At 65.2% G+C, this 21408-nt stretch carries 18 protein-coding genes and 1 pseudogene; 5 read left to right on the forward strand and 14 right to left on the reverse strand.

The genetic code is table 11. From position 1 onward, the window contains the following. From Q0L94_RS06145 to Q0L94_RS06160, 4 genes are all read right to left on the reverse strand, one after another. A partial coding sequence (locus Q0L94_RS06145) for a class III extradiol ring-cleavage dioxygenase (protein WP_296751284.1) occupies nt 1-717 on the reverse strand: 717 nt, incomplete at its 3' end. 111 nt (nt 718-828) lie between these two features. Continuing rightward, a complete protein-coding gene (gene adeC, locus Q0L94_RS06150; RefSeq protein ID WP_296751329.1) occupies nt 829-2229 on the reverse strand; it encodes an AdeC/AdeK/OprM family multidrug efflux complex outer membrane factor in 1401 nt (466 codons plus the stop codon). Continuing rightward, nucleotides 2229-5393, reverse strand: coding sequence for an efflux RND transporter permease subunit (locus tag Q0L94_RS06155; RefSeq protein ID WP_296751287.1), 3165 nt, complete (start codon nt 5391-5393; stop codon nt 2229-2231). Before Q0L94_RS06155 ends, adeC begins: the two co-directional genes overlap by 1 nt. An 11-nt stretch (nt 5394-5404) precedes the next feature. Beyond that, on the reverse strand, nt 5405-6553 hold the full coding sequence (locus tag Q0L94_RS06160; RefSeq protein ID WP_296751289.1) for an efflux RND transporter periplasmic adaptor subunit: 1149 nt from the start codon (nt 6551-6553) through the stop codon (nt 5405-5407). A gap of 265 nt (nt 6554-6818) precedes the next feature. Here Q0L94_RS06160 and Q0L94_RS06165 point away from each other — a divergent pair, with 265 nt between their 5' ends. Next, entirely contained in the window at nt 6819-7316 is a 498-nt protein-coding gene (locus Q0L94_RS06165; protein WP_296751292.1) for a MarR family transcriptional regulator, read from the forward strand. A gap of 118 nt (nt 7317-7434) precedes the next feature. Here Q0L94_RS06165 and Q0L94_RS06170 read toward each other — a convergent pair whose 3' ends face one another. The 5 genes from Q0L94_RS06170 to Q0L94_RS06190 form a co-directional block, all read right to left on the reverse strand. Beyond that, nucleotides 7435-7944, reverse strand: a complete 510-nt coding sequence (locus Q0L94_RS06170) for an SCP2 sterol-binding domain-containing protein (protein WP_296751294.1) — start codon at nt 7942-7944, stop codon at nt 7435-7437. Nucleotides 7945-8174: 230 nt separating this feature from the next. Then, nucleotides 8175-8849 (reverse strand): hypothetical protein, encoded by a 675-nt coding sequence (locus Q0L94_RS06175; protein ID WP_296751297.1) that lies wholly within the window; start codon nt 8847-8849, stop codon nt 8175-8177. After that, the gene (locus Q0L94_RS06180; RefSeq protein WP_296751299.1) at nt 8846-9793 is read right to left on the reverse strand and encodes an MlaD family protein; all 948 of its coding nucleotides are present in this window, start codon (nt 9791-9793) and stop codon (nt 8846-8848) included. The genes Q0L94_RS06175 and Q0L94_RS06180 overlap by 4 nt, the downstream gene beginning before the upstream one ends. Next, nucleotides 9790-10182: a hypothetical protein gene (locus Q0L94_RS06185; protein WP_296751302.1), complete on the reverse strand. Its 393-nt coding sequence runs from the start codon at nt 10180-10182 to the stop codon at nt 9790-9792. The genes Q0L94_RS06180 and Q0L94_RS06185 overlap by 4 nt, the downstream gene beginning before the upstream one ends. A 56-nt stretch (nt 10183-10238) precedes the next feature. Further along, the gene (locus Q0L94_RS06190; RefSeq protein ID WP_296751304.1) at nt 10239-11033 is read right to left on the reverse strand and encodes an ABC transporter permease; all 795 of its coding nucleotides are present in this window, start codon (nt 11031-11033) and stop codon (nt 10239-10241) included. A gap of 83 nt (nt 11034-11116) precedes the next feature. Between Q0L94_RS06190 and Q0L94_RS06195 the strand changes: the two genes are divergently transcribed. From Q0L94_RS06195 to Q0L94_RS06210, 4 genes are read left to right on the forward strand one after another with little or no spacing between them, the layout of a single operon-like run. Then, nucleotides 11117-11647 (forward strand): SH3 domain-containing protein, encoded by a 531-nt coding sequence (locus Q0L94_RS06195; RefSeq protein ID WP_296751307.1) that lies wholly within the window; start codon nt 11117-11119, stop codon nt 11645-11647. Continuing rightward, complete coding sequence (locus tag Q0L94_RS06200; RefSeq protein WP_296751309.1) at nt 11647-12600, forward strand: M48 family metalloprotease; 954 nt, start codon at nt 11647-11649, stop codon at nt 12598-12600. The genes Q0L94_RS06195 and Q0L94_RS06200 overlap by 1 nt, the downstream gene beginning before the upstream one ends. Then, nucleotides 12597-14813: an adenylate/guanylate cyclase domain-containing protein gene (locus Q0L94_RS06205; protein WP_296751311.1), complete on the forward strand. Its 2217-nt coding sequence runs from the start codon at nt 12597-12599 to the stop codon at nt 14811-14813. Before Q0L94_RS06200 ends, Q0L94_RS06205 begins: the two co-directional genes overlap by 4 nt. Before the next feature lie 32 nt (nt 14814-14845). Then, nucleotides 14846-15610 carry a 3',5'-cyclic-nucleotide phosphodiesterase gene (locus tag Q0L94_RS06210; RefSeq protein ID WP_296751314.1) on the forward strand — a complete coding sequence of 255 codons (765 nt, stop codon included), beginning with the start codon at nt 14846-14848 and terminating at the stop codon, nt 15608-15610. Between the two features lie 16 nt (nt 15611-15626). Here the strand turns inward: Q0L94_RS06210 and Q0L94_RS06215 are convergent, their stop codons facing one another. From Q0L94_RS06215 to Q0L94_RS06235, 5 genes and pseudogenes are all read right to left on the reverse strand, one after another. Next, nucleotides 15627-16655, reverse strand: coding sequence for a hypothetical protein (locus Q0L94_RS06215; RefSeq protein ID WP_296751317.1), 1029 nt, complete (start codon nt 16653-16655; stop codon nt 15627-15629). Between the two features lie 92 nt (nt 16656-16747). After that, nucleotides 16748-17467, reverse strand: coding sequence for a DUF302 domain-containing protein (locus Q0L94_RS06220; RefSeq protein WP_296751320.1), 720 nt, complete (start codon nt 17465-17467; stop codon nt 16748-16750). A gap of 65 nt (nt 17468-17532) precedes the next feature. Then, nucleotides 17533-20052 carry an ATP-binding protein gene (locus Q0L94_RS06225; protein WP_296751323.1) on the reverse strand — a complete coding sequence of 840 codons (2520 nt, stop codon included), beginning with the start codon at nt 20050-20052 and terminating at the stop codon, nt 17533-17535. A gap of 10 nt (nt 20053-20062) precedes the next feature. Next, a complete protein-coding gene (locus tag Q0L94_RS06230; RefSeq protein WP_296751327.1) occupies nt 20063-21130 on the reverse strand; it encodes an ABC transporter ATP-binding protein in 1068 nt (355 codons plus the stop codon). Beyond that, nucleotides 21123-21408, reverse strand: a pseudogene (locus Q0L94_RS06235) (iron ABC transporter permease); the annotation flags it as partial. The gene Q0L94_RS06230 and the pseudogene Q0L94_RS06235, both read right to left, overlap by 8 nt.

Consider the following 21408-nt stretch of genomic DNA (forward strand, 5'->3'; position numbering starts at 1 on the left):
TGCGCCAACTGCCACCATCAGCGGGATCAAGTGGTCTGCCTGCGGATGGGCGCGCCGGGCCGATGGCGCGTGTTCCCATTGCAGCAGGCGTTGCGAACGCTGGCCGGGCGGCGTGCGCACGAGGGTCTCCTGCAGCCATTCATCGAATGCCTCCGATGCCGTCTTGGCCTGCTCGCCGAACTCCCGCAGATTGTGATAACTCAAGCCGCTGCCGACGATCAGTATGCCTTCGTCGCGCAGAGGCGCGAGCGCCCGGCCTGCAGCAAGATGGGTTTGCGGGTCGTAGCCAGTCTTCAGCGATAGTTGCACGATGGGGACGTCGGCTTCCGGATACATCACGGCCATCGGGGTGAAACAGCCGTGATCGAAGCCGCGATTCGCATCGAGCCGGGCTCCGAGGCCCGCCGCTTCGAGCAGATTCTTCACGCGGCCGGCCAGTTCGGGCGAGCCGGGCGCATCGTAGCGGACATGGTAGGTGTGCTCCGGAAAACCGTAGTAGTCGTAGACCATGGGCGGGCGCGGGCTCGCCATCACGGTGAATTCACTCGCCTCCCAGTGGCCCGATATCATCAGGACCGCGCGGGGTTGGTCGCCGAGTTCCCGCGCAAGCGCCTGCAGAGATGCTTCGAGCAGGCGATAGTGCGCACGGAGCTCACCCGTGAGGTACGGCCACGGGCCGCCGCCGTGGGACAGAAAGCAGGTAGGTAGTCGTTTCATGTCGAGCTCCATTCGGCACAGGACGGGATGCTGCGGCCGCATTCATGACGGTGCGCATGCGCGGACCGCGCCGGCATGAACCGGCACAACGATACTAGCGGAGGGTGCAACTCATCGCCAGCCGCCGCCAAGCACCTTGTACAGCGCCACGCGATTCGCAGCCTCGGACAGGCGCACGCCGATCAGGTCCAGTTCGGCGCCGTAGAGTGAACGCTGTGCGTCGAGCAGTCCGAGGTAGCTGTCGACGCCGCCCTTGTAGCGCGCTTCCGACAGGCGGAAGCCGGCTGCGGTGGCTTCGACCAGGCGCCGCCGCGCATCGAGCTGCTCGGCGAGGGTGGCGTGTTCGGCGAGGGCATCGGCCACTTCGCGGAACGCGCTCTGGATGGCTTTCTCGTACTGCGCCACGTTGATGTCGCGCTGCACCTCGGCCACGTCGAGGCTCGCCTGCAAGCGGCCGGCCTCGAAAATCGGGATGCGGATCTGCGGCATGAAACTCCAGGTGCCGGATCCGCCGTCGAACAGGCCGCCGAGCGTGCTGCTGGCGGTACCGGCGGCAGCGGTCAGGCTGATGCTCGGGAAGAAGGCCGCGCGTGCGGCGCCGATGCTGGCATTGGCTGCGCGCAACGCACGTTCGGCCTGCAGGATGTCGGGGCGGCGGGCGAGCACGTCGGAAGGCACGCCGGCCGGCAATTCGGCTAGCGCGCTGACGCTGTCGGTGAGCGTGGCGGGCAGCAGTTCGGCGGGCACCGGCGCGCCGGCGACGAGTGCGAGCGCGTTCTCGTCCTGCGCGACGAAGCTGCGGTAACGCGCCACGTCGGCACGGGCGCTTTCCAGCAGCGTCTGCGACTGGTGCAGATCGAGCGCCGAGACCGCGCCGGCTTCGAAGCTGCGGCGGGTCAGATCGTAGGACTTCTGCCGCGTCTCGTAGGTGCTGCGCGCCAGCGCCAGGCGCTCGCGGTCGGCGGCGAGGATCAGCCAGGCGCTGGCGGCTTCCGCCACCAGGCTGATCTGTGCGCTGCGGCGCGCTTCTTCGGTGCCGAGGTAAATTTCCAAGGCCTGCGCGTTGAGGCTGCGAATACGGCCGAAGAAATCCAGTTCGTAGGCAGCAAAGCCTATCGTGGCGCTGTACTGGCGGGCGACGTCGGCCTCGCCGCTGCTGCTCAGATCGCCCGGCAGGCGCTGTGCGGTCTGGCTGCCGCTGGCGCCGATCGCGGGGAACAGGTCGGCGCGCTGGATGCGGTACTGCGCGCGCGCCCTCTCAATGTTGAGCGCGGCGACCCGCAGATCGCGGTTGTTGGCGAGTGCCAGCGCGATCACCTCGCGCAGCCGCTCGTCGGCGAAGTAGTCGCGCCAGGCGATGGTGTCGGCCGCCGGTGTTGCCGCGGCAGCCTGCGTTGCGTCGGGGAAGCTTGCCGGCACCGGCGCCGCGGGGCGCTGGTAATCCGGGATCAGGCTGCAGGCGCTCGCCAGGGCGGCGGCAAGGGCGACGGTCAGGGTGCGTAACGGGGGCATCATTTGGCCTCCTGCGGGGCGGCCGCGGGGGCGGCGCCTTCCGCTTGCGGCTTGTCCTTGAATATCCGCTTGATCACCACGTAGAACAGCGGGATGAAGAAGAGGCCGAGCACGGTGCCGGCGATGGTGCCGCCAAGCACGCCGGTGCCGATCGCGTTCTGGCTGCCCGAACCGGCGCCGGTGGCGATCGCCAGCGGCAGCACGCCGAGGCCGAAGGCGAGCGAGGTCATCAGGATCGGGCGCAGCCGCATGCGTACCGCCTCCAGCGTCGCCGTGATCAGATCCTTGCCTTCCTGTTCCATCTGCGCCTTGGCGAATTCCACGATCAGGATCGCGTTCTTCGACGACAGGCCGATGGTGGCCAGCAGGCCGACCTGGAAGTAGACGTCGTTCGACAGGCCGCGCCCGGTCGCGGCGAGTAGCGCGCCGAGCACGCCGAGCGGCACCACCAGCATCACCGCGAACGGCACCGACCAGCTTTCATAGAGTGCCGCCAAGCACAGGAACACCACCAGCAGCGACAGCGCGTACAGCGCCGGCGCCTGCGAACCGCTGCGGCGCTCCTCGAACGAGGTGCCGGTCCATTCGTAGCCGATGCCGGACGGCAGCTTGGCGATGATTTCCTCGACCGCCGCCATCGCTTCGCCCGACGACAGACCGGGCGCGGCCTGGCCTTGCAGCTCGATCGACGGCTGGCCGTTGTAACGCTCCAGCCGCGGCGAGCCGTAGGCCCAGTGCGCGGTGGTGAACGCCGACAGCGGCACCATGTCGCCCTGCTTGTTGCGCACGTACCATTTGGCCAGATCCTCCGGCTTCATGCGCGCCTCGGCGTCGGCCTGCAGGTACACCTTCTTGATGCGGCCGCGGTCGATGAAGTCGTTGACGTAGGTGCCGCCCCAGGCGGTGGCGAGCGTGTCGTTGATATCCGCTACCGAAACGCCGAGCGCGCCCGCCTTGGCATGGTCGATGTCGAGCTGGTACTCGGCGACATCGTCCTGGCCGTTCGGGCGCACGCCCACCAGGCGCGTGTCCTGCGCGGCCATGCCGAGGAACTGGTTGCGCGCCGCGACCAGCGCGTCGTGGCCGAGGCCGGCGCGGTCCTGCAGCTGGACGTTGAATCCGCTCGCGGTGCCGAGTTCGATCACCGCCGGCGGTGCGAAGGCAAACACCATCGCCTCGCGGATTTGCGAGAACGCAGCCATCGCGCGGCCGGCGACCGATTGCACGTCCTGCCCCGGTTCCCGGCGTTCGTCCCAGTCTTTCATGCCGACGAAGCCGAGCCCCATGTTCTGGCCGCTGCCGCCGAAGCTGAAGCCGGCCGCGGTGAAGATCGACCTTACGTTGTCCTTCTCGTTGACGAGGAAGTGATGCTCGACCTTCTTCAGCACCTCGACGGTGCGTTCCTGGGTCGCGCCGGCCGGCAGCATGATCTGGGTGAACATCACGCCCTGGTCCTCCTCCGGCAGGAAGGCGGTCGGCATGCGCATGAACAACAGCGCCAGCACGCCGATGATCGCGGCATAGATCGCCAGGAAACGGAAGCTGCGCTGCAGGATCTTGCCGACAGCCGATTCATAGCGCTCGGTGTTGCGGGTGAACATGCCGTTGAACCAGTGGAAGAAGCCGGAAAACCAGCCTCCCTCGCCGTGTTCATGGCCCTTTTCTATCGGCTTCAGCATCGTTGCGCACAGCGCCGGGGTGAAGATGATCGCCACCAGAACCGACAGCCCCATTGCCGCCGCGATGGTGATCGAAAACTGGCGGTAGATGACGCCGGTGGAACCGCCGAAGAAGGCCATCGGAATGAACACGGCCGACAGCACCAGGCCGATGCCGACCAGCGCGCCGGTGATCTGGCCCATCGACTTCTTGGTCGCCTCCTTCGGCGACAGGCCTTCCTCGCTCATCACGCGCTCGACGTTCTCGACCACCACGATGGCGTCGTCGACCAGCAGGCCGATGGCGAGCACCAGGCCGAACATGGTCAGGGTGTTGATCGAAAAGCCGAACACCGCCATCACGCCGAAGGTACCGAGCAGTACCACCGGCACGGCGATGGTCGGAATGATGGTGGCGCGGAAGTTCTGCAGGAACAGATACATCACCAGGAATACCAGCAGAATCGCTTCGGCCAGCGTCTGCACCACGCCCATGATGGAAATTTTGACGAAGGGCGTGGTGTCGTAGGGCACCACCACCTCGATGCCGGCGGGGAAGTAGGGCTTCATCTGCTCGACTTTGGCGCGCACAGCGTCCGCCGTTTCGAGCGCATTGGCGCCGGCGGCGAGCTTGATGCCGATGCCGGAGGCGGGCTGGCCGTTGAAGCGCCCGACGATGCCGTAGTTCTCGGCGCCGATCTGGACGCGGGCGACGTCCTTGAGGCGCACTTCGCCGCCCTGTTCCGAGCTCCTGAGCAGGATCTGCTCGAACTGCTCGACGGTCTGCAGCCGGCTCTGCGCCGTGACCGACGCGGTGAAACCTTGCCCCGAGACCGCCGGCGTGCCGCCGAGCTGGCCGGCCGATACCTGGGCGTTCTGCGCCCGCAGCGCGGCCTGCACGTCGGCCGGCGTGAGCTTGAAGTTGGTCAGCCTGGCCGGGTCGAGCCAGATGCGCATGGCGTACTGGGCGCCGAACACCTGCACCTCGCCGACGCCGGTCACCCGCGACAGCGGATCCTGCACCGTGGCGGTGAGAAAGTCGGCGAGATCCTCCCGGCTTAGGCTGCCGTCCTTGGCGACGAAGCCGAGCACCAGGAGGAAGTTGCGCGTCGATTTCGCCACCTGCACGCCCTGCTGCTGCACCGCCAGCGGCAGCAGCGGCAGACCGATCTGCAGCTTGTTCTGCACCTGCACCTGGGCGATGTCGGGGTCGGTTCCGGCGTCGAAGGTCAGCGTGGTCGTGGCGCGGCCATAGGAGTCTGACGACGAGCTCATGTAGAGCAGGTTGTCGAGGCCGGTCATCTTCTGCTCGATGATCTGGGTAACGGAGTCTTCCACCGTCTTCGCCGAGGCACCGGGATAGAAGGCGTTGATCGCGACGGTGGGCGGCGCGATGGCTGGGTACTGCGACACCGGCAGCGTCAGGATGGACAGCCCGCCGGCGAGCATGATGACGATGGCGATGACCCACGCGAAGATGGGCCGGTCGATGAAAAAGCGGGCCATGGTCCGTTACCTCACTTCGCCGCGGGCGCCGCTGCAGCCGCGGCTTCCTGCGCCTGCACCGGTGCGCCCGGTTTGATCTTCTGCAAGCCTTCGACGACGACGCGGTCGCCGGCGGCCAGGCCTTCGGTTACCACCCACTTGTCGCCGACCGACTGCTCTGCCTTGACGGTGCGCGGCTCGACGATGTTTTCGGCATTCACCACCATCGCCTGCGCCTCGCCGCGCGGCGTGCGGCTGACCGCCGCGTGCGGCACCAGCACGGCATCGCGGTTCACGCCCTGCGTCAGCCGCGCGCGCACGTACATGCCGGGCAGCAATTCGCCTTTCGGATTGGGGAACAGCGCGCGCAGCGTCACGCTGCCGGTAGCCTGGTCGACCGTCACTTCCGAGAACGCCAACCGGCCTTCGGCGCCGTAGAGGCTGCCGTCTTCCAGCACCAGTTTCACCGGCACCGTGTTGCCCGATGCGCGCTGCAGCTTGCCGGAATCGAGGCTGCGTTTCAGGCCCAGCAGTTCGGCGCTGGACTGCGTCAGGTCGACATAGATCGGATCGAGTTGCTGCACGGTGGCGAGTGCCGCGGCCTGGTTCGCGGTGACCAGCGCGCCCGCGGTCACCGTCGAGCGCCCGATGCGGCCGGCGATGGGCGAAGCGACGCGGGTGTAATCGAGATCGACGCGCGCCTTGTCGAGCGCCGCCTTCGCCGCGCCGACTTCGGCTTGCGCCTGTTTCTGCTCTGCCTGCGCTTCGTCGTTGGCCTGGGCGCTCACTGCCTCGATCTTCACCAGTTCGGCGTAGCGCCCGGCTTTCAGCCGCGCCGCCTCCCGATTCGCCTCGGCCCGCGCCAGGTTGGCCTGGGCGCTGTCGTAGGCCGCCTGATACGTTGCCGGATCGATCCGGTACAGCACCTGGCCCGCCTTGACGTCGCTGCCCTCCTTGAACAAGCGCTGCTTGACGATGCCGCTCACCTGCGGCCGCAATTCGGCCACCAGATAAGGCGACGTGCGTCCAGGCAGTTCGGCTGTCACCGGCACCGATTCGGGCTGCACCGTCACCACCGTCACGGCAGGAGCCGCGGCAGCGGGAGCGGCGCCAGGTTCCGTTTTGCCGCAGGCCGCAAGCAATAGGGCACTCAGCAGCACGAGGCTGACCGGCCTGGACATGGACAATCCTGGTTGGAGGGGGCTGGGGGCGGGCTCGGGATGGGCAATCATCGGTCTTGGCCTTGGTGGACGTTGGATAGGATTAGGATAGAGCGCATTCGTTCATTCGTGCTGCAGGGCTTGAAGCAGGGCGGCAAAACGGCGTGCCCGTACGGTCACTAGCATCTAGCATTGATAGCCGCTTCAGCCGATAAAGCATATTGCATTATTATCTGTCTAGCAAGATAATTAATACCATTGTCGCTCCATGAGTAAGCGCCACGACATGGCCGAAAGAACCGCCAATCCCCTTGAGATGCATCGCCAGCACTGGCCCGAATCCTACGATGCGCAGATGCTGCCATTGGGGCTCGCCCTTACGCAGGCCTACACGGCGCAACATTCCCGCGTGGCCAGGGTCATGGCCGCCAACGGCTTGAGTCCGGCCGAATTCGATGTGCTGTCCAGCCTGCGCCGCACCCCGCCGCCTCATGCGCTGACGCCATCGGATATTCAACGCACGGTGTTGATCACCTCCGGCGGACTGACCAAGGTGTTGCGGCAACTGGAAGCGCGGGGCCTGGTCACCCGCTCGATGCAGGATGCCGACCGCCGCGTCAAGCCCGTTGCGCTCACCGATCAGGCGATGCCGGTTCTGGAGAAGGCGATGTCGGAACTGCATGCGGTTATAGGCGACTGGTTGCGCCGATCGCTGACGGATACCGAGATCCGCCGACTGGTCTCGCTGCTCACGAAGCTGGTGAATACGGCCCCCTTTAGTTGAGCGGACGGCGGGAAATCCTGCCGAACCGGTTGCCGGCCATGTGCCCGGCACCATCCCCTGATGCACTGACGTAAAAAAAGCCGGGAAGGTCCCCGGCTTTTTTACGACTTCGGCAAGCTTACTTGGCAGGGCAGGCCTGGTCGCCGGGAATCTTGCCCGGCAGGCGCAGGAAGGCCTCGAACGGCCCCATCACACTCATGGCTTCCATTTTCGGGCCGGTGAACTTGAGGCGGCCGAACATCATCGCCTTCATCGGGCCGTATTCGCCCGCCCCCATTTCATTCCAGCGCTCGGTGGTGGCGTGCATGGTGTAGTCGACCGCGTAGTCCATCTTGGCGTTCTGCACCGCACCGCCGTAGACGCACATGGCTTTGCCGTCCTTGTGGACGATCTTCAGCTCCGTCTGGGTTGCCTCGCCGCAGTCGGTGCGATACAGGTGAATGATCTTGTAGCCGCGCTCCTTGTCGTTCTTGATCCACTTGTCGCCCAGGCCGCCGGTCAGGGCAGCGTCCTTGTTCCAGGCGTCGCAAGCCTGCGCGGTCCACTCGGTGGACATCATGGCGGGTGTGGCGTGCGCAGCGGTGGCGAATGCGGCCAGGGCGGCCAGTGCGATTGACGTGTATTTCATGGTACCTCCTCCTTTTATTGATTGAGTGTTGGGTTACAACTTATTTGTATGTACGAAGAAGAAATTCTCCGAGGCTGCACGTTAATCATGCCGTGCAGGCTTGTCAATGCGGCCCGGCAGGCATGCCCGCCCGGTTGCCACGCAAACCCGACGCCGCCCGCGTCGCCACCCAATGCGGTGCAAGAATGCGGTCGAGGAATGTAGCGATGGCCCGCGTTTGAAGACGGGTTTTATTTGTCGCCCGGCGCGAGGCTCTGCTCGACCAGCTGGATGCGTCCGGCAAGCCGGGCCTGTTCAGCGGTGTCGCCCCGGGCCGCGGCCTGTTTTTCCTGCAGCTTCAGGTAGGTCAGCAGGGGTTGCCGCCAGCCCTGGGCGGAAGCGGTTTCCGCGGCCAGCGCCAGCGTGGCGGCATCGGCTTCCCGGCGCATCACCAGCAGGCTGGCGTCGAGCAGGCGCGCCAGCGGATCCTCGATACTGCCGAGCACCTGGTGCCGCTTGCCGGCCGCTGCGCTCACCAGATCGCGGTGCTGGCTGGGCAGTTGGGCCGTTGCGACGGCGTCCCAGCGCAGGGTGACGAAATGGTAGTAAGCCTGATCGGCGGCGTTGGGTTCGAGCGGCGCCAGCTCGGCATACTCGGTGCAGGCATCGTCGATCAGCATGGCGCGGCGGGTGGCGCAGCGCACCAGCCACAGGCGCGCGGTCTCGGCGACGCGGCCGGCACCGCCGGTGGCGGCGACGGCCTGCTGGAAATAGCGCTCGGCCAGGCTGTTTTCGCCCATCAGCGCATGCTTCTGGTAGCGCCCGATCAGGTCGGCCGCATCGGTTTTCCAGTCGGGCGGCGGCGGGCCGCCGCTGCCGCAGGCGGCGAGCAGGACCAGACCGGCGAGTGCGAGCAGGGTCTTCATGGCAGTTTCACCTCGGGATCGCGCGCAAACGGCCACTTCTTGTTGATCTCGTTGACCAGCGCGTTGGCCTTGCGCACCGCATCGTCGATCTCCGCGCGCAGCCTGGCGATATCCTGCGTGCCGTCCTTGAGGTCGGCGGAAATCGCCACCGCGTTCGTCATCAGGGCGTCGGCTTTCTTCAGGCTGGATTGCGCATCGTCCAGCATCAGCCGCACCTGGGCCAGCGATTCGCGCGTGTGCTCGGCCACGCCGTTGGGCGCAAACAGCCATTGGTCGGTTTTGCCGGCCATGCCGTCCAGCTTCAGGGCCAGACTGTCGAGTTTGCCGATGAGGGCGCGGGTCTTGTCGAGCGAATCGGTGACGGCGCGGGCTTTTTCGGGACTGCCGAGCACGCCTTCGAGCATCCCGTATTCGCCGGTCATGCGTCCGGTCACGGTCTTCACGTTGGCCAGCGTGGCATTGATTTCGCCATCCTTGCGGGTGAGATGCTCGACGTTGGCCAGAATCGCCTTGACCCGTTCGACCAGCAGCGGAATCTCCTTGCTGACGTCGGACGAGAGCAGCAGCATGGTGGAATTGTCGGGCAGGGCGGGCGCGCTGAGGTCGGGCGAGTCGACGCGGATCTTGGCGCCGCCGACGAGAGGCTTGTCCAGCGTGAAGGTGCTGTCCTGCTTCAGCCATTTGGCGTTGCGGCCGCGGAATTCGGCATGGATGACGATGCCGCCGGCGTCGTTCAACCCCAGCGTGGTGACGCTGCCGATTTCAATGCCGGAAAAAACGATGGGCACGCCGGGCGCGACGCCATCGGCACTCGATGCCGCCAGCTGCAGGTGGAAGGTGTCTTCAAAAAATCCGCGCGCATGCAGCAGATAAACAATGAAGGCGCCCGCCAGCAGCAGCGAGGCCGCCGCAAACAATCCTACTTTGAAATGCAGTTTGTTCATTCCGGATGAAGTGTCTGGTTGTACAGAGTCTGGTTCCAGCTGAAGTCGTAAATTTCCCAGATGCCGGCCATCTCTTCCTGCGCCGCCAGTTGCCGGATGAAGTCCGGGTAGGGCACATCGTAAAGCATGGCGCCGGGGTGGTCGATGACCAGGCGGGGGCGCTTGAGGATGAGCGCACGCGCCAACTTGGCGATGAAGCGCTGTGCCGCCGTCATGTCGGGATCGCGCAGCAGCGCGATGTCGGCGTGGCCGAGCTGTTCCAGCAATTGCCGGGCCTGGCGGTTCGATTCCGCTGCGCTGTAATGGCGCTGATAAAGCGGGATCAGCGCGATGTTGTCGAGCGCAGACAGGTTGGCACGCAGCGGTAGATCGGGCGCAACGCGCGCCACGTCGTCGGGCAGGGCGGCGACCGCTGCCAGCAGCGCAGTACGGTCGGCAAACGGGATCAGACGTATTTGAGCGCTAATGACACCACCTCGATCGCCACGATGGCGAAGAACACCCGCATCATGCCGCGCAATACGGAGACCGGAACCATGAAGAGCTTTTTCGGCGTCTCCAGGCCGGCGGTGACCGGAATCAGGGTGACGGCCAGTCCGAACAGCGCACACTTGACGAGCAGCCCGGCCATGATCTTGAAGTCGAAAATCTTGGCGATGGTCTGGGTGAATGGCGCAAAACCCGCTGCGTTCGTACCGTAAATCGCGAGGTAGCCCATCAGCAGTGCGAGCAGACCGGCGAGGCTTGCCAGGGTGACGACCGAGATGACGCCGCCGATCAGCCGTGGCAGGAACTCGAACTGCATCGGCGGAACCTTGCAATGTGCCAGCGCATCCAATTCGTTATTGACCTGCATCAGCGCGACTTCCGTGTTGATGGCGCTGCCGGAGCGCAGCGCGATGAAGAGTGCAGTGAGGAAGGGCAACAGTTCCAGTACCAGCACGCGGATGGTCATTTCGCTGGCGAATTCGGTGAGGCCGAAATCGCGTGCGGTCGACAGGATGATGGTGATGATGAGCCACGAAATGACCAGTGCGTAGCCGAGGAAAACATGCAGAATCTGCACCGCGGTAAAGTAGACCTGTTTTACTACCACGTCGAAGGTGGCACGGTTCCAGGTGGTGCGGTCTAGCAGCAGCAGAGCGGCCCTGGCCAGAAAGGCGAACATGCCGTAGCCGACGGTGAACCAGCCGGCAACCTTGGCGCCGAGCGATTCGATGGAAGCCGCAAGAAAACTCATCGCGGCATCATAACGTCATCAAAGGCGCTTGCGCCATCGGGTGGCAGGCCATACAGTTTTGCTTCAGACGGAGAAGACACACCATGAAAAAATTCCTGATCCCGGCAGCGGCATTGATGCTGTGCGTGAGCGCCGCATCCGCCTGGGCTGCGTCCGGCACGGTCTTGCGCAACGACAAACTCTACAGTCAGCCCAGCGCAACATCCACGGCGACGGGGAACGTGGCCAAGGGCGCCAGCGTCAACATCCTCGCCAAACAGGGCGGCTGGCTGCGCGTGAGCTCGGGCAGAACCACCGGCTGGATCCGCCTGCTGTCGGTGCGCGCCGGGGCAGGCGGGATCGGCGGCGCGGGGCTGGGCGACGTGGTGGGCGCCGCCACCACCAGGTCGGATCCCAGTCGCGTGGTCGCGGTGGCCGGTTTGCGCGGCCTGAACGACGAAGACTTGAAGCAGGCCAAATTCAATGGCGACGAACTGGCGCGGCTGGATAACTGGGAGGCGACGACCGCACAGGCCAGAAGTTTTGCCGGCCAGTCCGGCCTGGCGGCGGTCAATGTGCCCGGCCTGCCCGAGCCCAAACCTCAGCAGGCGTCGTCACCGTGGGAGAACAACTGATGAAAATCAAACTGATGGTATTGGCGGTGTCGCTGGCTTCTTTCAGCGGGATGTCCGCCGGGCTCGATCTGGGGAAACTGCTGGAAGAGCGCATCAAGCAGGAGTTGAACAAGGACAAGCAAAGCCAGCCGGCGCCTGCGCAGCAGCCGGCGCAGGCGCCCAGTCAGGCTCCCGCCACTGCGCAAGGCGCCGCCGCCGCCCCGCCTCCGGCCAAACAGAAAATCGATGCCCGGCAGTTGGGGTTTGCCCTGTTCGGCGACTACACCCTCGAAGAGGAAACACGCATCGGCAAGCAGATTTCGGGCAACCTGCTGGGCGCGGTGCCGCTGGTGCGCGACGACAAACTGCAACGCTACGTCAACCTGGTGGGCAACTGGGTGGCGCTGCAGAGCGGGCGCAAGGACATTGCCTGGCACTTCGGCGTGCTCGACACCGAAGACATCAACGCCTTTGCCGCGCCCGGGGGCTATGTGTTCGTGACCAAGGGCCTGTACCGGCGTCTCAACAACGAGGCCGAACTGGCCGGCGTGCTGGGGCATGAAATCGCCCATGTCAGCCAGAAGCATCATCTCAAGGTGCTGAAACAATCCAGCCTGATCGGTGCGCTGGGGCAGGTCGCCAGCAGCAAGGCGAAGGACAGCGATCAGGCGGTACAGAACCTGATCGGCAATGGTGCCGAAATCATGGCGCGCGGGCTCGACAAGAATGCCGAATTCGAGGCCGACCGCATCGGCATCGTGTATGCCGCACGCGCGGGCTATACCCCGTGGGGCCTGCCTGATGTGCTGCAGGACATGGCGGGGCTGCCCGCCAAGGACAACCGCACCAGCCTGCTCTACAAAACCCATCCGCATCCGGCCGACCGGCTCGCTGCGCTGGGTGAAGCCGTGGGTGGGCGTTTCGATGCCGTTCGCGGCAAGGATCTGGCCGACCGTTTCTACCGCATTCGGTGAAGCGCGTTTTATCCAGGCTGGCGCAGCCCGGGCTGTCTGCGCTGTTTGTCCTGCTGATAGCGGCGCACGTCGCGGGACTGATCCACATCGCGCCCATGCAGCGCGCCGAGGCCTGGCTGTACGACGCCTGGCTGAAGCGCACCGCGCCCACCGGGGCGGACGACCGCATCGCCATCCTCGACATCGACGAGGCCAGCCTGAAAAGCCTCGGCCGCTGGCCGTGGAGCCGCGACACCATGAGTACGCTGGTCGGGCAGCTGTTCGACCGCTATGGCGTGGCGGCGGTCGGCTTCGACGTGGTGTTTGCCGAACCCGACACCAGCTCGGGGCTCGCCACCCTTCAACAACTGGCGCAGCGCGATCTGGCGGGCAGCCGCGATTTCCGGGCGGCGCTCGAACGGCTTGCGCCGCGCCTCGATTACGACGCCCGCTTTGCGCAGGTGCTCGCCGAACGCCCGCTGTCGCTGGGCTACTACTTCATTCCGCAGGGCTACGGCGATGCCAGAACCGGCGTGTTGCCGCCGCCGTCCCTGCCGGCCGCGGCGTTCGCGCCGCTGCGGCCGGGCATGCCGCCGCCCACGGGCTACGGCGCGAATCTGGCCGTTTTCCAGAACGCGGCCCAGGGCGCGGGATTTTTCAACATGCGGGCCGACGCGGATGGCACGGCGCGCCAGATGAATCTGGTCAGCCCGTATGGCGCAGGCTACTACCTGGCGCTGTCGGCTGCCACCCTGCGGGTGGCGTTCGGCGGCGAGCCGGTCCATGCCGGCGTCGATCGGCAGACCTTGCTGGGGCGGCAGTACGTTGCGCCATGGGTGGAAGTGGGCGGCCTACGCGTCCCGCTCGGCGCGGACGGCAGCGTGCATGTGCCGTACCGTTCCGGTGCGCCTTTCCCCTACCTTTCAGTGGCTCAGGTGCTGGACGGCAAGGCGCCGCTGGAGCAGCTGGAAAACCGCATCGTGCTGCTGGGCTCGACCGCGCCGGGACTGGCCGACCTGCGCGTGACGCCGTTTTCCAACGCCTTTCCGGGGGTCGAGATCCATGCCCACCTGATCGCCGGCATGCTCGACGGTTCCACCCGCGCCACGCCGCCGTGGGCGGACGACGCGCGGCTGATCGCCGTGCTGCTGCTGGGCGCCCTGCTGACGGCGGTGCTGCTGCGGTTCGGGCCGGCCATCGGGCTGGCTGCCAGCATTGCGCTGCTGGCATTGCTGCTGGCCGCCTATGGCGCAGCATGGTCGCGCTTCATGGTGGTGCCGATGGCGGCGCCGATGCTGACGCTGTTCGGCCTGTATGCGCTCAACACTGCCTACGGTTTTTTTGCCGCCACCCGCAGCAAGCGCCAGATCACCAAACTGTTCGGCCAGTACGTGCCGCCCGAGCTGGCGACCGAAATGAGCCGGAACCCCGCGCATTACACGATGGAAGGACAGTCGCGCGACATGACGGTGCTGTTCTCCGACATCCGCGGCTTCACCAACTTCTCCGAAAAGCTGCCGCCGGCCGAACTTGCCGAAGTGCTCAATGCCTACCTGTCGACCATGACGCGCATCGTGCAGCAGCAACGCGGCACCATCGACAAGTACATCGGCGACGCCATCATGGCGTTCTGGAACGCACCGGTCGATTTGAACGACCACGCCAGCCGCGCGGTGCAGACCGCGCTCGACATGCAGGCTGCGCTGCCGCAATTGAATCGGGAGTTCGCCGCGCGTGGCTGGCCGGAAGTCAAGATCGGCGTCGGTGTCAACAGCGGACGCATGAGCGTCGGCAACATGGGCTCCGAATTCCGTATGGCCTACACGGTGATGGGCGACGCGGTGAACCTCGGTTCGCGCCTCGAAGGCATCACCAAGCAATACGGCGTCGGCATCCTGGTCACCCAGCCCACGGTCGACGCCGATCCGGCGCACGCCTTCATGAAGGTCGACGACGTGCGCGTCAAGGGCAAGGAAAACCCGGTGGCAATCTACGAACCGCTGGGGCCCAGCGCCGGCCTTGCCGAATCGGTGCGCCGGGATGCCGCCGATTTCGAAGCCGCACTCGCGCACTATCGGGCGCAGGACTGGGCCGCCGCCGAGGCGGCGCTCGCCGCGCTCAACCACCGCGCGCCGCGCACGCTGTACGATGTCTACCTTGAGCGCATCGCGCATTTCCACGCGGAGCCGCCCCCAGCCGACTGGGACGGCGTGTTCGTCTACACAAGCAAATAGCCAAATAGCCAAATAACCACGATAAAACAGCGATGAAACTCACCGTATTGGGCTGCAGCGGCGGCATCGGCAGCGGGCGCCACACCACCAGCCTGCTGGTTGACGACGACGCGTTGATCGACGCCGGCAGCGGCCTCACCACGCTCGACTTCGAACAGATGGTGAAGATCGACCATGTGTTTCTCACCCACGCCCACCTCGATCATGTGCTGGGCCTGCCGCTCTTGCTCGACAGCGTCGGCGACCTGCGCGGCACGCCGCTGACGGTGCATGCGCTGCCTGCGGTGCTGGAGGTGCTGTCCACCCATCTCTTCAACTGGCAGCTGTGGCCGGATTTCCGCAAGATCCCGAGCGAGAAGGCGCCGTGGCTGCGTTTTTCTCCGCTGGATTTCGGTGCGGCGCTTACCCTCAAGGGGCGCACGTTCCGGCCGCTGCCGGCGAATCACGTGGTGCCGGCGTGCAGCCTTCATCTGGCGACAGCAGCGGGCAGCCTGGTGTTCAGCGGCGACACCGCGCACAGCGACGCCTTCGTCGCCGCGCTCAATGCGATTCCCGACCTGCGCCACCTCATCATCGAAACCTCGTTCGAGAATGCGCTGGCTGAGATCGCCAGGGACTCGAAGCATCACTGGCCGGATTCGCTGGCGGCGGAACTGCAATTGCTCAGTGTGCGTCCCGAGGTCTGGATCACCCACCTGAAGCCAGGTAATGAGTCGGCGATCATGAACGAGTTGCGCGCCGCCGCCCCGGACTGGGGACTGGAGGCTCTGCGGCAGGGGCAGGTGATCGAACTGTAGGCCCGGCGCGCCCGGATCAGGGCGCAAAAGCCGCCAGTTCCGCTGCGAACTCCGTCGCGCTCAAGCCTTCAAACGCCTCCCGGCTGAACAGGGTGACGGCGCCGGCCATTTCGCTCCAGCCATAGCCGCGGTTCTGCGGACTGAGTGTATGGCTGTCCTGCGGTATGCGAGCGACGAGATAAAGCCCTCCCTTGCTGTAGACGAGGTTGTAAGGGAGGCTGCGTTGATGCAATTCGTCGATGTGAATCCATGCGCGCTCGGCATCGGTGAAACGCCGGCAGGGAAGCGGATAGGGCTTGATCCCGCCATTGTGGGAAAAACATGCATCCTGTATCGGTAGCGGAGTTGTTTGCACGAAGCTCTGGAAATGCAGATGGTTGACCGAGGCGCCAGCGCCGGTGCTGTTGTAGCCGAGACAGAGGCCGGGCACACTGGATTGCGCACAGATGTCCCAGGCCCAGCCGTGCCGTTCCGGTGTGAGATATTGCGGCGCCTGGCGCAAGGGCTCGGGCACCAGCAAGCCGTGCAGGCGGGCGAAAGGGAACTTGTTGTACAGCAGGCGCACCGGCTTGCCGGCGAGATTGCCTTCCCACAGCAGTTCCTTGGCGAGGAAGGGCTTGTTGAAATGAAAGCCCATGGCGTCGAAAGGGCGCTGCAAGCCTTCGAATTGCTGGCCGCTGATGCGCGGCGGGCGCAGGGAGCGGACGGGATTGAACATCACCTCCCATGGTCCGGCGCGGCGGCTTTCCAGGCGACCGAGGTGGTCGAAGCCGATCAGGTTCAGCTTGAGGAACACCATCACGTCGTCGTCGGGTTCGGCGAGCTTGTCAGCACGCCGCAGGGTGGCGGTCAGTTCGGCGGCGAGTTCGGCATGGCGTTTGGCCAGTGCAGGGGAAAGCCGTGCCCACAGGGTCGGATCGTAGGCGGCGTTGGCGAGCACAAGGATGTAGACGCCGAGGCCACGGTGCTTGTCCAGCATCGCGGCGAGCCCGCCGGCAAAATCCTGTTCCAGCGATGCGAGCGAGACGAACGGGGAAGAGGGCATGCAGCTGTGCACGGGTTGGTTGCGAATCCCGTATGGTGCCATCCCGCCGGGGCGGCGGGCATTCAGTTTTTTTTGCCGTGGGCGCGCGGCGTTTATAGTTCGCCGTTGGCGCCGGCGCGCATCACGTTTTCCAGCTTTTCGCGGATTTCGATGGCATCCTTGCGCAGCTCCGCGGGGATGCCTTTCCAGTTGCCTACCAGCTGAAGCGCGGTCACATCCCAGTCCATCATCATCACCCAGATGTTTTTGTCGGCGTCTTCCATCACCGCGATGCGGCAGGGAAGAAAAACCACCATTTCCGGAATGATCTTCAGCAATTCGCGGCCAATCGCGATGTCGCAGAAGCTGAACACTTCGACGCGCGGCGCGTCGTAGTCTCCCAGGATGGCCTGAAAATCCTTCCACAGCAAATTGCTGCCGACGAACTTCATATTTACCTGGTTGGCGCGCAGCATCATCGACTCGACCACTTCGTCGAACGACACGCCCGGTTTGGCCTTGTACTTGACGGCGAAGTGGTTCATCGTTTCGCGCGGATCCATCTGCGCCATGTTGGCCATCATGGGCATCACCGTTTGCCGCCAGCGTTTCTTTTCCTCGGGCGTCAAAATACGATTCATCTGGTAGTCCCGATAGGGCGGGGGCGACGCCTGCTGGATCAGCATCGGGCCGTAGGGCGTGGGCTCGACGCCGATCCAGCCTTGGGCTGGCGCGGCCTGCGGGTCGCGCTCGACAGGGGCGACGGGCGGCTCGGCGGCGAGCGCCGGCAGGCTGCAAAGCCAGGCGAGGACGAATGAAAGGATGCGCAGCATGGCGTGTCTCCTGGGCTGTGACCCTCTCATCCTACGCACGCTGCAGCGCGTGCGTCAATGCGCGGTCAGGCATGACTGTGAAAGGTGTTTTCCAGTGCCGCCAGCTCGGCGGCGGCGCTAACGAAATCACCCCGTTGCACGCTGCTTTCGATACGGGCGGCACCCTGCTGGATGGCCGTGGCCATCACGCTGGCGGCGGCGCCTTTCAGGGCATGGGCTTCCTTGCGGCATGATTCGGCATGGCCCTGCTCGATCGCGCGCTTCAACGCCGCCAGGCTGGCCTCGGTGGTGCTGGCGAAGACCGCGGCCAGATCGTTTACCAGCTCCGGATTGCCGGGGTAGCGTGCATGCAGGGCGGGCAGGTCGAGCAGCGGAACGCGGGGGGTGGCAGGCCCGGCTTGCGGCAGCCATTGCTTCAGCAACGCCGCCAGCGCAGCCTCGGTATAGGGCTTGCTCAGATAATCGTTCGCCCCGGCCGCGAGGCAGACTTCGCGGAAATCGGTGTTGGCATTGGCGGTCAGCGCGATGACAGGGATATGGCGGACGTCGGTCGGCAGCCGGCGGATCTGCCGGGTGGCGTCCAGCCCGTCCATTTCCGGCATTTGCCAGTCCATCAGTACCAGATCGAACCGCTCTTTCTCCAGCATGTCCAGCGCCTGCGTTCCGCTGGCGGCAATGGCATATTGCAAGCCCATTTCGCGTAGCTGGTGCGCCAGCATTTTCTGGTTCACCGGATGGTCTTCCACGGCCAGGATGCGCCCCTGCAGCTGGATGGCGGCCTGCATCGGCAGCTCAACCAGCGGCAGCGTCGTTGCCGGCAGGCGCAGCGCCAGAGTGAAGCGGCTGCCCTTGCCTGGCGCGCTCTCGACCGTGAGCTGTCCCTCCATCAACTCAGCGAGCTGGCTGCTGACAGCGAGCCCCAGGCCGGTGCCGCCGTAACGTCGCGTGGTCGACGAGTCGGCTTGTGAAAAGGCCTGGAACAGGCGCGCCTGCGTTTCGGCGTTCATGCCGATGCCGCTGTCCTGGACGGTGAACAGGCAATCGACCGCACCCTCCGCCGCTTCGAACGCCACGCGCAATTCGACTTCGCCCTGGTGCGTGAACTTGATGGCGTTGTCGACCAGGTTGAGCAGGATCTGGCGGATACGCGTAGGGTCGCCCAGCAGGGCGGCGGGCGGCGCATCGGGCAGGGTCAGCTTGAGGTGCAGGTTCTTTTCCAGTGCGCGCGCCTGAAACAGCGTAACCACCCCCTGCGCCAGCGCTGCCGGTGAGAAGGCGACCTGCTCGATGGCCAGTTTGCCGGCCTCGATTTTGGAAAAGTCGAGGATGTCGTTGATGATGGTAAGCAGGCCTTCCGCCGAGCTTTTCAGGGTCGCCACGTATTCGCGCTGTTGTCCGTCGAGCGGGGTTTTCAGCAGCAATCCGCTCATCCCCAGGATACCGTGCATGGGGGTGCGGATTTCATGGCTGACGTTGGCGATGAACCCCGATTTGGCATGCGCCATTTGCAGGGCGGCTTCGCGCGCCGCTTCCTTGGCGGCCTCGGCGGCACGGCGTTCGGACACGTCGCGCATGATCGCCTGGATCACCGGCCTGCCTTCCAGCTGCATTGCGTGCATGGCGATTTCGGCCGAGAACACGGAGCCGTCCTGGCGACGCCCCTGCCAGTCCATCACCGCATGCCCCTGGCTGCGTGCCTGGCGGATCGCCTGCGTGGCGTGATCGTGGGCGCTCATGCCATGGGCCTGGAGCGGCGTGCCAAGCTGGGAAATGGATTTGCCGAGGAAGGTGGCGACCGAATCCATGCCGAACAGCGATAGCGTGGCGGGGTTGCAGTCGGTGAAGCCCTTGTCGTCGAGAATGACGACGGCGTCGGAGTTGGTTTCGAACAGGGTCTGGTATTTCTGCTTTTCGGTTTCGAGCTGGCGCGTCTGCGTCAGCATGCGGCGGCTGACCAGCACCGCAACCAGGGTCGCCAGCAGGGTTGCACTGATGCCCAGCACCAGCATCAGGTTACGGGTGGCCTGATAGGCGGTGAAGGTTTTGACGAGCGCCGCTTCGTTGGCCTCGCGCTGCAGGCTGGTCATGTTGTTGAGCGATTCCATCAACTCGTTTTGCAGGGGAATGGCCTCCTCCTGCAACTGCTTGAGGGCGTCGTAATTGTTCTCGTCGAGCGCCGCCTGGACCACGTTGAACATGATCGGCTGGTTGAAGGAGGTGAGGATGTCGAGTTCATCCATCAGCAGTTTCTCGTCCGGCGTGCTGAGCATGGTGCCCAGCTGGCCGCGGTCTTTGGCGTAGCGTTCGCCGTAATCCTGGAACCGCATGAAGAGTGCGTCCTTTTCCCAGGGATCGACGGCGATTACGATGTTGTGCATCAGCATCTGCCGGTCGCGAATGGTGTCGCGCATCCGCGAGGCTAGCCGGGTCTTGACGTTGTTGACCGAAACCACATTGGCCAGCTCGGCGTTGAGATGCTCCATCTGGGTGACTCCCAGCCCGATCACCGCCAGCATCAGCAACAGGGCGGAGGTGAAGCCAAGCCCCACATTGAACATCAAGCTGCGCAGCGGAGAGGGCAGCATGGACGAGCGGTTACTCGCGCCGGAACGCCACGACGTGGTCGACCGCCAGCTTGATGCCGATCCTTTCGCCAATGGCGTGGTTGTGGTGCGATGGCACCAGCGACAGTGCGTGCTGGCCGCTCGGCAGTTTCAGCGTGTAGAGGAAGTCGGCGCCGCGGAAGGCCTTGTTTTCGACTTCGGCCAGCAGCAGGCTGTCGTCGTCGTGGACGATGTCGTCCGGGCGCAGCAGCACGTCGACGTGGCAGCTGCGTACGCATTGTTCGCAGCCGCTGGCGTCGCAATCGACCGGGATGTGCCCTTCCAGCACGCCGAGCTCGATTTCCACCTGGTGGTCGTTGATCACCTCTCCCGGCACCAGCGCACCCTGGCCGACGAAATCGGCGACGAAGCGGTTGCCCGGTTCGTGATACAGGTTGTAGGGCGTATCCCATTGCTGGATGCGGCCCTGGTGCATCACGCCGACCCAGTCGGCCAGCGCAAACGCCTCGTGCTGGTCGTGGGTGACGATGAGCGCGGTGGTGGCTTCGCGTTTGAGGATGTCGCGTACCTCGATCGACAGGCGTTCGCGCAGTTCCACGTCGAGGTTGGAGAACGGCTCGTCCATCAGGATCAGGCGCGGCCGCGGCGCCAGCGCGCGCGCCAGCGCGACGCGCTGCTGCTGGCCGCCGGACAGTTGGTGGGGATACTGATCGGCGTGCGCCGTCAGTCCCACCAGTACGAGCAATTCGTCGATGCGTGCCTGGCGCGCGGCTCTGGCGTCATTACGCAGGCCGAAGCCGACGTTGTCCGCCACGCTGAGGTGCGGAAACAGCGCGTAGTCCTGGAACACCATGCCGATACGGCGTTTTTCGGCGGCCAGCATCCAGCCGGGGCGGCTGACGACTTCGCCGCCGATGCGGATTTCGCCGCTCTGGATCGGCTCGAAGCCGGAGATGCAGCGCAGCGCCGTGGTCTTGCCGCATCCCGACGGGCCCAGCAGGCAGCCGATCGCGCCTTCCGGCAGGGTGAAGCTGAGGTCGGCGATGATTTGCCGCTTGGCGTACGACTGCGAAACCGAATCGAGGATCAATTCAGCCATGGGAATGCGCTCCGCGCCAGGTCATGAGAATGATGGGGATGATACCGGCAACGACGATGGCGAGCGAAGGCAGCGCGGCGCGCTCCCACTCGCCTTCCGAGGTCATCTCGAACACCCGCACTGCGAGGGTGTCCCAGCCGAACGGGCGCATCAGCAGGGTGGCGGGCATTTCCTTGAGCACGTCGACGAACACCAGCAGTGCGGCACTCAGCGTGCCGGGCAGCAGCAGTGGCAAATAGACTCGCAGGAACAGCGCCGGGCCACCTACGCCAAGGCTG

It is taken from the genome of Thiobacillus sp., from assembly GCF_024708915.1.